Annotated in this window: 12 protein-coding genes; 4 read left to right on the forward strand and 8 right to left on the reverse strand. The window is 39.8% G+C overall.

The genetic code is table 11. The annotated features are described in order from the left end of the window. Nucleotides 1–95: 95 nt before the first annotated feature. The 8 genes from N6A79_RS06535 to N6A79_RS06570 form a co-directional block, all read right to left on the reverse strand. On the reverse strand, nucleotides 96–1,484 hold the full coding sequence (locus N6A79_RS06535) for a GntP family permease (RefSeq protein WP_268547437.1): 1,389 nt from the start codon (nucleotides 1,482–1,484) through the stop codon (nucleotides 96–98). Then, complete coding sequence (locus N6A79_RS06540; RefSeq protein ID WP_268547438.1) at nucleotides 1,478–2,017, reverse strand: gluconokinase; 540 nt, start codon at nucleotides 2,015–2,017, stop codon at nucleotides 1,478–1,480. The genes N6A79_RS06535 and N6A79_RS06540 overlap by 7 nt, the downstream gene beginning before the upstream one ends. 249 nt (nucleotides 2,018–2,266) lie before the next feature. Then, entirely contained in the window at nucleotides 2,267–3,334 is a 1,068-nt protein-coding gene (trpS, locus tag N6A79_RS06545; RefSeq protein ID WP_268547439.1) for a tryptophan--tRNA ligase, read from the reverse strand. Nucleotides 3,335–3,455: 121 nt separating this feature from the next. Beyond that, a complete protein-coding gene (locus tag N6A79_RS06550; RefSeq protein WP_268547440.1) occupies nucleotides 3,456–4,055 on the reverse strand; it encodes an ABC-type transport auxiliary lipoprotein family protein in 600 nt (199 codons plus the stop codon). Nucleotides 4,056–4,433: 378 nt separating this feature from the next. After that, a complete protein-coding gene (locus N6A79_RS06555) occupies nucleotides 4,434–4,742 on the reverse strand; it encodes a hypothetical protein (RefSeq protein WP_268547441.1) in 309 nt (102 codons plus the stop codon). After that, the gene (locus N6A79_RS06560) at nucleotides 4,739–5,704 is read right to left on the reverse strand and encodes an MlaD family protein (RefSeq protein ID WP_182419409.1); all 966 of its coding nucleotides are present in this window, start codon (nucleotides 5,702–5,704) and stop codon (nucleotides 4,739–4,741) included. The genes N6A79_RS06555 and N6A79_RS06560 overlap by 4 nt, the downstream gene beginning before the upstream one ends. 1 nt (nucleotide 5,705) lies before the next feature. Then, nucleotides 5,706–6,551, reverse strand: a complete 846-nt coding sequence (locus N6A79_RS06565) for an ABC transporter ATP-binding protein (protein ID WP_268547554.1) — start codon at nucleotides 6,549–6,551, stop codon at nucleotides 5,706–5,708. A gap of 27 nt (nucleotides 6,552–6,578) precedes the next feature. After that, the gene (locus N6A79_RS06570; protein ID WP_262080413.1) at nucleotides 6,579–7,748 is read right to left on the reverse strand and encodes an MlaE family ABC transporter permease; all 1,170 of its coding nucleotides are present in this window, start codon (nucleotides 7,746–7,748) and stop codon (nucleotides 6,579–6,581) included. Between the two features lie 797 nt (nucleotides 7,749–8,545). Here N6A79_RS06570 and N6A79_RS06575 point away from each other — a divergent pair. The 4 genes from N6A79_RS06575 to N6A79_RS06590 all read left to right on the forward strand — a co-directional run bounded on the left by N6A79_RS06575 (nucleotide 8,546) and on the right by N6A79_RS06590 (nucleotide 13,864). Beyond that, nucleotides 8,546–9,325 (forward strand): SDR family oxidoreductase, encoded by a 780-nt coding sequence (locus tag N6A79_RS06575; protein WP_268547442.1) that lies wholly within the window; start codon nucleotides 8,546–8,548, stop codon nucleotides 9,323–9,325. A 129-nt stretch (nucleotides 9,326–9,454) separates the two neighbouring features. Further along, nucleotides 9,455–11,827 carry an NADP-dependent malic enzyme gene (locus N6A79_RS06580; RefSeq protein ID WP_268547443.1) on the forward strand — a complete coding sequence of 791 codons (2,373 nt, stop codon included), beginning with the start codon at nucleotides 9,455–9,457 and terminating at the stop codon, nucleotides 11,825–11,827. Between the two features lie 397 nt (nucleotides 11,828–12,224). Further along, nucleotides 12,225–12,509, forward strand: a complete 285-nt coding sequence (locus N6A79_RS06585) for an acyl carrier protein (protein WP_182419414.1) — start codon at nucleotides 12,225–12,227, stop codon at nucleotides 12,507–12,509. A 176-nt stretch (nucleotides 12,510–12,685) separates the two neighbouring features. Further along, complete coding sequence (locus tag N6A79_RS06590; RefSeq protein WP_268547555.1) at nucleotides 12,686–13,864, forward strand: beta-ketoacyl-ACP synthase; 1,179 nt, start codon at nucleotides 12,686–12,688, stop codon at nucleotides 13,862–13,864. The last annotated feature ends 3 nt before the right edge of the window (nucleotides 13,865–13,867 follow it).

Genomic DNA, 13,867 nt, shown 5'->3' on the forward strand with positions numbered 1-13,867 from the left:
AGAATCTTATAGCGCAAATATTTTTAAGCCCTTAGTTTTGTTGAGGCATATCTGCGCTAAAAGAAGCTTATTACAAAATTTATTATGATTAAAAATTAAAAAATGCTAGCAACTAAAAATAACATACCAGCAAGCAAAAATGCCATAATGCCAATAGTTGTTTCCATAACCGTCCAAGTTTTAAATGTTGTCTTTTCATCGATTTCAAGAAAACGACTAACCAGCCAAAAACCCGAATCATTAACATGGCTACAAACAACCGAACCTGCTGCAACAGCAATTACCGTCGCAATGATTTGAAAACTATTATAGCCAGAGTTAAGCACCGCTGTTTCAATTAAACTAGCAGCTGTCGTAAGTGCAACCGTTGCCGACCCTTGAGCAATACGCAAAATTGCTGCCACAACAAAGCCGGCAACAAAAACAGGTAACCCAATAGATGATAAAGAGCCTGCAAGGGCGTCGCCAATACCACTTGCTCGCAAAACACCACCAAACATGCCGCCTGCCCCAGTAATGAGAATGACACCGCAAACAGGCCCAAGGGCAGAACCAAGCATTTTTTCAATATCAACACCGCTTAAACCGCGTAAATATCCAAGCTTGTAAGATGCAAATAAAACAGCAATAAGCAGTGCGACAGGTGTTGACCCAATAGTGGTTAAAACGCCAAACCAATAACCCGTGCCTTCAATAACCCCAGCTGATTTTAAGGTAGTTAACCCCGTATTCATGAATATAATCACGAGGGGAATGAGCAAAACAACAACAATAGTTGCAGCGCTTGGTGGATTTTTATATTCTATTTCTTTGCCACCCGACAATAAATCAGGCACCGGAAAAACATAGCGTTTGCCAACAAAAAGCCCAAATAAATAAGATGTCACATACCATGTCGGAATAGCGATAATAATACCTATAATAGTTAAAATGCCAATATCGGCATGAAGAAATGAAGCTGCAGCTACTGGTCCAGGATGAGGTGGCACAAAGACATGCATTACCGAAAATGCACCTGCGGCAGGAATTGCATAGCGCAAGATTCCACCGCCCAGGCGCTTTGCAACGCTAAAGACAATAGGCAGCATGACAATGAGGCCTGCGTCAAAAAATATAGGAAACCCGAATAAAAGCGATGCAACTCCAAGGGCAAGCGGAGCCCTTTGTTCGCCAAAGCGGCTAATGAGTGATTCAGCCAATGCATGCGCACCGCCAGAACCTTCAACCATGCGCCCCAACATTGCACCAAGACCAACCAATAGAGCTACGCCGCCTACAGTTGCGCCAAAGCTTGACGTTAATACCTCAACAATTCGATTTGAGGGAATTTGCGTAGCAAACGCAGTTGCGATACTAACAATAATTAAGGCAAGGAAAGCATGAATTTTTAATTTTATGATGAGAACCAAAAGAACCAAAATGGCAATCGCTGTAATGAGCAACAATTCTGGTGCACCAAGGGTTTGCACAAAATCTTTTAACATTGATCATCGCCCCCATCATGATCTATAGCTTTCAAGATTTCATCCGTAATTTCTTCAGGGCTGCCAGATATAGAAAAACGTTCGCCCGACTCATCATCTTGCAAAGATTCTAATATTGCATATTGTGAATCGAGCAAGGATGCAGGCATATAGTCATGTTGACGGTGCGAAATTCGTTCTGCAACCAAAGTTTCAGGGCCATAAAGCTCTGCGAAAAATATATTGGCATGTTGTGTTTGCCGCAATATATCACGATAAATACGCTTTAAAGCAGAACAGGTAATAATGGTATTTTTACCATTCTGCGCATTTTTATCAATAAAATTGCACAGCAGCTCAAGCCATGGTTTCCGATCTTCATCATTAAGCGGTATCCCAGCCGCCATTTTATCTTTATTGGTTTTCGGATGGAATTCATCAGCTTCTGCAAATTGCCAATGGGTTTTATTGACCAATAATTGTGCGGTTGTTGTTTTTCCAACACCCGATGGTCCCATAACGACAATACCGATGGGCTTATTATTTGATTGCATTGCTACCTCCCCAAAAATGTTAACGTTTTCATTTTCAACACGAACATTTATGAAAAGCATCTTTTTAATCAATATACCAGAGGTATTTCAGTTGAAATTATACTTCCCACATAACAAACAGCTAGTTTAAAAAGGTTATAGAAAAATGTGAGCCAAATTGTTAATCAACAGTCTGCAATAATTTTTGCACGAGCAAAAAACCTCAATAAACATTATATTATTGAGATTTTTTATTTAATAATGAAACCATTAGTTCTGTAAGAAGCCAACAATGTCGCGTACAGATTTCATTGTCTTTTCAGCAATTTCACTGGCGCGTTCCCCACCCTTTTTCAAAACCGCATCAATATAGGCAGGTTCATTATTAAGGCGACGTAAATTGGTGGCAATTGGTTCCAATTGGCTAACAGCCAAATCAGCAAGTTGCGGTTTAAATTCTGAAAACTGCTTGCCAGAAAACTGCGCTAAAACATCTTGCTTTTCTATGCCAGCAAGCGCTGCATAAATACCGACAAGATTATTAGCCTCTGGACGGTCTTTTAAACCATCAACCAACTCTGGCAAAGGTTCCGTATCAGTTTTTGCCTTACGGATTTTTTTTGCAATGTCATCAGCTGTATCAATGAGGTTAATACGTGACATATCAGATGGATCCGATTTTGACATTTTTTTAGTGCCATCGCGTAATGACATAATACGCATGGACGTTTCACCAATAAGCGGTTCTGCCATTGGAAAAAACCCATTAACGCTTTTATCACCAACTTGCATATCAACACCTACATTGAGCTCGCCAATACGTGCCGAATAATCATTGTTAAATTTTTGCGCAATATCACGGGTAAGTTCTAAATGCTGTTTTTGGTCTTCACCAACAGGTACATGAGTTGCGCGGTAAACAAGAATATCTGCAGCCATCAGACTTGGATAAGCAAATAGGCCAAGCGATGCGTTTTCACGATCCTTACCTGCCTTATCTTTAAACTGTGTCATACGGCTCATCCAACCCATACGCGCAACACAATTAAAAACCCAAGCAAGTTCGGCATGTTGGTAAACACGACTTTGATTGAAAATAATATGCTTTTTAGGATCAATTCCCGAAGCAATAAAAGCCGCTGCAACTTCACGGGTATTTTTAATAAGTTCAGTTGGATCTGGATTAATGGTCAAGGCATGCATATCAACAACGCAATACACACAATTATAGCTTTGTTGTAATTCTACCCAACGCTTGATTGCCCCAAGATAATTACCTAGTTGCAAGTTTCCTGTTGGTTGCACACCAGAAAACACGAGTGGATCAAAGCCAGCCATTTCAAATATCCTTATCGAACATCAATCAAAAATTTGATCTATCAATTATCAATTTTTCAAAAGAAATCAATAGCACTATGAAAATTGAGCATTTTCATTCCAAAATGCTCAACTATATGCATTAAATCTTGGTTAGCGTCCAATTAACGATTTGCGAAGTTGCTTCAGAAAAAGCAGTCTCTAAAGCTTGTGCATAAGCATCATTGCCAGTGCCATGTACAGGGCTTTGAGCTTTAAATATTTGGGTCGCACGGACATTACCAGTGCGATCATCAAGTATCTTAACAGCGATCTCGACATCGGCCTTTTCCGGACTTTGGGCAGAATTAATACCGAATACGCGAATATCGCTGATAATTTGATAATTAATAGCAAGACCATCCCCAGGACGACCTACCCCAGCAAGCCTTCTGGTATCTTCAAAAGCTTGAACAAGACGAGCTTGCACAAGATTTGGCAACCTGTCTGCCCATTGTGAATCTTTCAAATAAGAAATTGACGCACCATTGCTTTGCACCATGATATCTTGACCATCAAGGGCTTTTAATGCAGATGGATTGGCAATGAGAATCTGAACCGGCTTACGCTTTACAGCACTGGATTGATTAACAACTGCCAAATTTGCAGTCGAAAGATCAAAGGTTTGTTTAACAGTAACAGTTGAACATCCTGCTAAACCAATAGTTGCAAGCAAAATACCTAAACCAATAGGCTTCTTCATAATATTTCCTTTTAATTTATACATCCAGTTCACCGAAGTGTCCTTTCCTATTGCGTCAGGTAAGTTTTATCAAAATCTGATTGATAAGTTTTAATAATTTTCAAATATTATTTTTAACACAACTTAATCAAAATTTAAAAAATTAAAACCTAAGTCACTTACAAGGATTCTCAAAATTCTTATCTACAACTATTCTGGCTATTAATCCTTGCTTTGAATCAGCCTTCAAAAAATCTTCATCACTCTTATCATTATTGCTTAATTCAATCTGACACATACCAATTAGTCCCTGAAAGCTTAAATGCGCTATTGTTGAACGAGAAATATGATATTTTGAATTTATAGCGGCTCGAACAACGGTGACTGTCTTTTCATTTTTTATAAAAACTTCTTTAACGTCGCGATACGTTTATGATTAAGATAAACAGCTGCACCGCCATTTATTCCTATGTGCGTCGCAGGAAAACGAATATCAAAAGCATGAAATTGCGGTTCGCCTTCAGTTAACAATTGAAAAGCTTTTATTAGCCCATCGCCACATGAAACGACTTGGGCGATAATATTTGATGTATCTTTATTTGTTTCAAAGGTGCATGCGGGTAGCGTTAAAATTGATACTAAGGCAACTAATCGCGCATAAGCTAAATTTATTTTTATAAAATTAAATATGCGCGATCTAAAACTCATCGGCGGTTGCGCCCATCATATTGTGGTACGCTACTACCACTACCGAATAAGATTTGCTGCGGATTTTTCTCAAGGTCGGTCAATGCACGTTCAATACGTTGAACTGAAATACGGCTATCATTAACCAGTGCTTCGATATTTCGAAGCCCCTGCCCTGAAAAACGCTCAACATTATTAGCAATCGGTTTGATGTGAGCATTTAACGTATCAGACGTCTGTTTAATAGAAGCTAGCGTTTCTTGTGCCTGAACAACAACCGAATTTTTATTGTCTGGTGACAGCATATTATCTAGCTTTGCCATAATTGCATCTGTTTTTTGCGAGGCATTACTAAGACGTGCCATCATTTCACGTGTATCGGTCATGATTTTATCAATGTCATCACGGTTATCGACCAATGTATTACTAAACAGTTCTGCATTCTTTGCAGTTTGTGTGAGAGGGCCACGTGCATCTTTGATAAAACCTTCAAGTTGGGTCAAAGCTTCATTAGCACGCGCAAAAATATCTTGAGCTGTTGCAAGTAGATTATTAAGAGTTGAAGGATCAGCATCGATTCGCGCAACGGCACCTTCCTTTTGTGCTTCCTCAACTAAATTACTTTCATTTAGGCTACCACCTTTTAGCTCGATAAATGCAAGACCTGTTAGGCCTTGAAAGCCAAGTGTTGCTTGGGTTGAGCGAGTAATTCGTATAGTCCTGTTAACTTCAGTCTTTGCTATTACCACATTTGGATTAGTGTCATCAAAAACCAGCTGACGCACTGTGCCAACTTTAATACCATTAAACAATACTTGACTGCTTGCGCTTAGACCAGTAACCGACCCGGGGATACGTATATCAAGCGGTGCCAAGTTGCGATTATCAAGAAAATGTCCAAAATATAGAATGATTGCAAACGCTGCTGCTAGTGTGCCAAGCGTGAAGCTACCAACCAATACATAACTTGCTTTGGTTTCCATTTTAACTATTTGCCTCTGTCTTTGCCCCTTTACGGCGCCGGGATGAATCGGTACTTATGCTACGTGAACGTTTGCCATGGAAATATGATTTAATCCAAGGTACATCACTTTCAAGCATATCTTCAATTGTTCCTTCTGCTGCAACCTTTTTACCACCTAAAACCGCCACGCGATCACAAATGGAGTAAAGACTGTCAAGATCATGGGTTACCATATAAACAGTAAGCCCCATTGTATCACGTAAATCAGCAATAAGTTCATCAAAATCAGCCGCACCAATCGGATCAAGACCCGAGGTCGGCTCATCAAGAAATACAATATGTGGGTCAAGAGCCAATGAACGTGCAAGAGCGGCACGTTTAATCATACCACCTGATAATTCCGATGGATATTTATCGGCAGCATCGGCCTCCAAGCCCACAAGCTCAATTTTCATGCGCGCCAATTCATTCATAAGTTTTGGCGGCATGCGTAAATATTGCTGCATGGGAATACGAATATTTTCCAATACAGTAAGGGCCGAAAACAATGCCCCGTGTTGGAATAATACACCCATGCGCATATCAATTTGCGTTTTTTCTCTATCGCTTATCGCATCAATATTTTTTCCTAAAATATTGATTTGCCCTGATTCTTTTGAATTAAGCCCAAGAATAGTGCGCATTAATACGGATTTACCAGCACCAGAAGGACCAATAAAACCTAAAATTTCACCACGTTGAATATCAAGGTCTAAGCCATCAAGAACAGTTTTAGTTCCAAAGCGCACTGTGACATCGCGCACGGAAATAATTGCATCATTCGATGCTGGATTTGCAACTAGTTCTTTTTGATTAGATATATTCATTTCTTTATCATTCATAATCTAATTCTTTTAAAAATTGATCGCTGCATAAAAAATTGCAAAGAAACCATCCAACACAATCACCACAAAAATAGCTTTAACAACTGATGATGTCACTCGGGCACCAAGAGATTCAGAGCTACCTTCAACCTTCATGCCTTCAACCGAAGCAATAATGCCGATAACCATTGCCATAAATGGGGCTTTGATAAGACCAACAAATAAAGTACTTACGGTTACTGATTCTGAAAGACGATCCATAAAGGCGCCAAAAGGTATACCCGAATAGGCCAACAAGACACATGCTGCACCCAATAAAGCAGCTAAATCAGCTATAATTGTTAATAATGGTAGAGCAAAAACCAACGCAACCAAGCGGGGGAAAACTAGAACACTAACAGGATTGAACCCCATAACCTTTAGCGCATCTATCTCCTCTTGCATTTTCATAGAGCCAAGCTCCGCAGTAATAGCACTACCAGAACGACCCGCTATCATGATTGCTGTCATTAATACGGCTAATTCGCGAAACACAAGTATGCCAACAAGATCGACAGCATAGGGTTCGGCGCCAAAATTCCGCAATTGGAAAGCACCTTGCTGAGCAATAATTGCTCCAACTATAAATGACATAAGCGATATAATCGGAATTGCGCCAACACCCATTTTCTGAACTTGCGCAACAATGGCGGTAAAGTTTATACTGCTCCGCCCATCGGCTCGCTTACCTTGAGGCCCAATCAAAGTGGAACCTAAGATATTCATTGCCATAACAAAATCATTAAAGCCGCTCATCATTACGCGACCCAAACCACCCACCGTCAAAATAAGTGCATTGTCTTTTTTCGGCTTTTTAATTTCATCTTGCGATGGAACGGCTGCGCCAACAGATTTCAGCAAGGATTCCCACCCGGGCTTTGAGCCTTCAATAGAAACTTCGCATTGATTATTATGGAGGCGGTAGGCGAGACGCTCGATTAACCACGCCCCACCTGTATCAAGCCCATCAATATTGCTAAGCGAAAGAACAACCCTTTGATTACCCAGTTTTTCAAGCATACGCATGTCATTATCTACTAAGTAGATAGTATGCGTAGTCCAATGACCACTTAATGCTATTGTTGTAGCACCATTTTTATTTTCACTTGCCACACTAGGCTTAGCCCAACTATCGGGATTATTTTTTTGTTTTTCTGCCATTATTTCCAAATCACTTTTGGCCGCGGCACGCAGCAATAGATTCTAATAATATATTTTTTACTATTATAGTTAATTAAATATTAATAATTTACTCCCTAGCTAACCAATATTTAATTGTTTTACAACTAGGTAAACCCTAAAAAATTAACGGCCTTCAAATTTATCATTTAAAATCAAAATATTAATTAATTTAAATATTTAAAAATTCAAGATTAAAGGGATATTTCATTCCGATTATTTCATTTTTCTATGATTAATTTTTCTTTTTATGAAGCTATAGGATGAAAGTTTCATCACCTTAATATCGAGATATATCAATATTTATGAGTTATTTATGCCTAACAGCATTATAGATCAAAATTCAATTAAATATCTTATGATGCATTATAAATCAAATAGTTGTGAATTATATTTAAAGTTATTTGTTTACTTAATCGGCTTTATTACAAACATTTCAACCATCCTATCGGACCAATAAGCCACCTATCCTAATGAGATCAGCAACGGTAATTTACATTCACTTGTAATTAACTTGGGCATTTATCGAATTCAAAATTTTGCTCACATTATTTTGAAATTGCTCTAGGACTTAAAAAATGCTTAAAACGATTTGAATAATTTTCATTTGTGAAGATAGATAAAAAAACAACCGCATTTTTTTGCGTTGGATCGATTGAATTAAGTTTTTGTATCAGTATAAACTAACCGCATTACGGGAGCCAATCTAAATAAATTGATAGGCTTAGATTACCCTTAATCGCCGATTGAACAATAAACCTTTGCATGAGGAGACCAAAATGGATCTTGGTTTGAAAAATAAAAAAGCAATTATCTGTGCCTCGAGCAAAGGACTTGGCAAAGCTTGTGCATTTTCGTTGGCGCGCGCTGGTTGCGAAATCACTATCAATGGTAGAGATAAAGAAATCTTGCAAAAAGCTGCTGATGAAATTCAGATGGCAACCGGCGTTAAAGTTTCAATCGTCAATGCTGATGTCTCAACCAAGGAAGGGCAAAAAGCGCTATTATCTACCTGCCCTGATCCAGATATCCTCGTAAACAATAATGGCGGACCTGCTTTTAAGAACTTTAGGCAACTTGATAAACAAACAATTCTGGCTGGGCTGGAACAGAATATGATTACTCCAATAGAGCTTATTCAAGCCGTCATTGATGGTATGGTTAGCCGTAAATTTGGTAGAATTGTTAACATCACGTCTACGTCTGTTTATCGCCCTATTCCTGGGCTTGATCTATCATCTGGTGCTCGTGCTGGCTTAACTGCTTTTTTAGCAGGGGTTGTGCAAGTCGTAGTATCCAGTAATGTTACCATTAACAATCTTTTGCCTGGGGCGTTTGCCACTGACCGACTAAAAGGCTCACTCGAAAATGAGCAAAGGACAAGTGGACTTCCATTAGATGATATTTACAAGCACCGCATGGCGCATATTCCTGCAAAGCGCTTTGGTAATCCGGAAGAATTTGGTGATGCTTGTGCTTTCTTATGCTCATCAAAATCGGGTTATATCACAGGCCAAAACTTGGTTATTGACGGCGGCTCTTATGCAAGTGCTTTTTAATTATTTTTTTAATGCGTAAAAAGCTAACTCAGATAACTATATTGTTAATATTTATTGCAATAAATTAAACGTAAATGCGTAACATATATACAGCCCAAAAAAGCGTTAATTAGCAACAAAGGCAAGATAATGACAACCAAAAGCGGTAAAAAGAAACTTTCGGAGCTTGAAGAAGCAGCATTGTTTTTTCATCAATATCCAAAGCCGGGAAAATTAGAAATTCATGCAACCAAACCCTTGGGAAACCAACGCGATTTGGCATTAGCCTACTCGCCGGGTGTTGCCGCTCCTTGTCTTGCTATTCATGATGACCCTAATCTTGCTGCTCAATATACGTCAAGAGCTAATCTTGTTGCGGTTATTTCGAATGGTACCGCAGTTTTGGGCCTTGGCAATATTGGTCCATTAGCATCTAAACCGGTAATGGAAGGTAAGGCTGTCCTTTTTAAGAAATTTGCCAATATTGATGTTTTTGATATTGAGATCGAAGCTCCAACAATTGAATCAATGGTAAAGACCATTTCGTCTTTAGAACCTACTTTTGGCGGTATCAACCTTGAAGATATTAAAGCACCTGAATGTTTCGAGGTTGAAGACCAATTACGTAAAATCATGAAAATACCTGTTTTTCATGATGATCAGCATGGTACAGCTATTATTGTTGCGGCTGCTGTCATCAATGCGCTTTCTCTTGCCAATAAGCGTATTGAACATGCAAAAATAGTGACTTCTGGCGCTGGTGCGGCTGCACTTGCCTGCCTCAATCTTCTTGTTTCACTGGGCGCTCGGCGCGAAAACATCTGGGTCAGCGATATTGAAGGCGTTGTCTATGAGGGGCGCAACAGTCTCATGGATAGATGGAAAGAAGTTTACGCGCAGCAAACTGATTCACGCACTCTAAGTGACGTCATTAAAGATGCTGATATTTTTCTTGGTCTTTCAGCTGGCGGAGTATTGAAGCCAGAATTGTTAAAATCAATGGCTGAAAAGCCTCTCGTTATGGCTCTTGCCAACCCAACACCAGAAATCATGCCAGAAGAGGCGCGCAAAGTTCGTCCTGATGCGATGATTTGTACTGGACGTTCTGACTATCCTAATCAGGTTAATAATGTTCTGTGCTTTCCGCATATTTTCCGTGGCGCATTAGATGTTGGTGCAACCGCTATCAATGAAGAAATGAAACGCGCGGCAGTGTTTGCCATTGCAGCACTTGCGCAAGAGGAAACCTCCGATACAGCTGCAAAAGCCTATAGTGGCGAAGTACCCAAATTTGGTCCAGATTACCTAATTCCCTCGCCTTTTGATAATCGCCTTATTTTGCGTATTGCTCCAGCCGTTGCCAAAGCTGCAATGGAGACAGGTGTTGCTTTACGTCCAATTACCGATATGGAGCACTACCTTGAAGAGTTAAATCGCTTCGTTTTCCGTTCCGGCCTTATTATGAAGCCAGTTTTTGCCACGGCAAAAAGCTCCAAGGTAAAACGGGTAATTTACGCAGATGGTGAAGATGAGCGTGTATTGCGGGCTGCTCAAGTCGTATTAGAAGAAAAGACAGCCATTCCGATACTTATTGGCAGGCCTAATGTTATTGATGTAAGGTTAAGACGCTTTGGTTTAAAAATTAGGCCAAATGAAGATTTTGAGCTGATAAATCCTGATGACGATCCGCGCTACCGTGATTATGTGGATCTCTTTTTAAGCTATACAGGCAGACGCGGCGTCACACCAGAAGTTGCCCGCACAATTGTTCGTACATCAACAACAGCAATTGCGGCTTTGGCTGTTATGCGCGACGAAGCTGATGCTATGATTTGTGGTCTTGGTGGCCGCTTTGAGCGCAATTTGCAATTGGTTGAACAAATAATCGGCCTTGAACCGGGCGTATCTGGCTTCTCGGCATTAAGTTTGCTTATCTCACAGCGCACGCCGATATTTTTTACAGACACCTATGTTAATCAAGATCCAACAGCAGAAGAATTGGTCGAGATTGCTTGGCTTGCCGCGCAAGAGCTACAGGGCTTTGGTATTGAACCCAAAATTGCTTTTGTTTCTCACTCTAATTTTGGTTCAAAAAGCAGCAAAAGCGCGGAAAAAATGCGCGAAACCGCTAATCTATTTGCGCAACGTTTTCCAGAGATTGAAGCAGATGGTGAAATGCATGGTGATTCAGCTCTATCCCAAGCCTTACGTGATCGTGTTTTACCAGGTTCACGCTTAAAGGGTGAAGCAAATCTTCTGGTATTTCCTAATCTTGATTCAGCCAATATTACCATGAATGTTGTCAAGCAAACCCTTGATGCATTGCATGTTGGCCCTATTCTAATGGGACCTTCAAGACCAGCCCATATTTTAACACCTTCGGTTACATCGCGCGGCGTTGTTAATATGACTGCCCTAGCTGTAGTTGAAGCAAATCGAAGAAATGCACTTTTAACCGCAAAGGATAAAGAGGTTGACACGGGAGATTATTTCCGTCGCCATCGCCGCATTATCCCAACCTAATGAATTATTTTGACTATTAAAATTTTGTCTTTTTGCAAAACATTATTAAAACATATGTAGTTTAAAGTTTTTTTGCAAAAAAAATGATAAAATATTATCTTTGAAACAGTTAAAAGGGTGAAAAATATATTTTTAACCCTTTTACTTCACTTGCAAAGCGATTAGATAGCTATAAATCATAATTTGGATTATAGCCTAATTTCGTATATAACGAAGAGCAGGATGAATAAATGGTCTTTAAGAAGAGGTCTATGGATTTAAATTAGAGAGTATTGTACACTCTCGCAAAAGCCAATGAGCTTCAACGAGACTAATTGAGCGTTAACAAATTTATATGTGATGTGTTTTTTAATATGTTAAAAACATGTTATATATTGCTAAAACAAGGAATTGCACATTGTCCTCAACATTTGACAAAGTCGCCGATATTATTGCTGAAACCAGTGAAATTGATCGTGATACAATTACACCTGAGAGCCACACGATTGATGACCTAGGGATCGACAGCCTTGATTTCCTTGATATCGTTTTTGCTATTGATAAGGAATTTGGCATTAAAATTCCACTTGAGCAATGGACACAAGAAGTTAATGACGGCAAAGCTGAAACTGAGGAATATTTTGTCCTTAAAAATCTTTGCGCCAAGATTGATGAACTTGTTGCAGCAAAAGCTGCCAGCTAATAATTTTTAAAATTATAATTCTACCTCCTGATGCCATGAATATTAAACACTTCAGTTGGCATTGGGAGATATGTAAGTAATTAAGTGCTAAACACTTATCTAGAAAAAATTTAACATTTCTGCGGACAATTTTAAATATTTGTCCTTTGGCAGTATATTTATGGGCATTGGATATGATGCAAGAAAAATCCGTTTTCATCACCGGTATTGGCTTAATCTCTTCGCTTGGTGAGGGTGTGGATCATCATTGGCAACAAATAAACGGTAAACCACAGCCCAATTTAGATGAAGCACGCTTTGCGCCCTATATGGTTCATGCTTTAGGAGAAGTTGATTGGAATAGTCAAATTCCAAAGCGCAGCGATCAACGTCAAATGGAAACATGGCAACGTCTTGGTACCTATGCCGCAGGTCTTGCCCTAGAAGATGCGGGCATGAAAGGTAATGAAGCTTTAACTTCAACCATGGATATGATCGTAGCAGCAGGCGGCGGTGAGCGCGACATTAATGTTGATCAGTTAATTTTATCTAAAGGCAGAGAAGCAGGTATTGACCGCGAAGTGCTGCTTAATAAGATGCTATCAACCGAATTGCGACCTACCCTTTTTCTTGCTCAACTATCCAACCTACTTGCAGGTAATATTTCTATTGTCCATAAAGTAACTGGTTCATCGCGCACGTTTATGGGTGAAGAAGGTTCAGGTATAGCAGCGCTTGAAACTGCCGCTGCTCGCATTAGAGGCGGCCAAAGCACCCACACATTGGTTGGCGCATCCTATAATAGCGAACATTATGATATGTTGCTTGGCTATGCTTTGGGCGGCTATTTGCAAAAAGACAAATGGTCATCGGTTTGGGAGCGCGATTCTGCCCATGGCGGCGGCGCTATAACTGGCACGAGTGGCGTTTTTCTTGTACTTGAAGAAGGTGAACATGCTAAGGCGCGCGGCGCCTCCATTTATGGTGAATTGAAAACAATTATTACGGATCAAACCAACCGTAAAAAACAGCCATTAGAAGCAAGCCTCACAAAAATGTTAGATAAGGTTGGCGCAAAAGAGAATAATTTTACAATTAGTGGTGCATCGGGCGTTATTGAGATAACCAATCAAGAGCGTGCAGCATTAGAAAAAAAAAGGCTTTCCTATCGTGGTTTTGCCAGTCTTTTTGGCCATATGCGTGAAGCACAGTTTTTATTTGCAACAGCCCTTGCAGCAATAGCTGTACAAAAACAAAGCGCGTTCCCACCACTTAGCACCAATGAAAAAGCCTATGAAGGTGAAGTAAAAGATGCATTTGCCATCACAGCAGGTGTTTCACGCGCTGAAGGTATTGCGCATATTACGCGCGCTTAAGGA

The organism is Bartonella sp. HY761 (genome assembly GCF_026743145.1).
In the GTDB taxonomy this organism is placed as follows: domain Bacteria; phylum Pseudomonadota; class Alphaproteobacteria; order Rhizobiales; family Rhizobiaceae; genus HY038.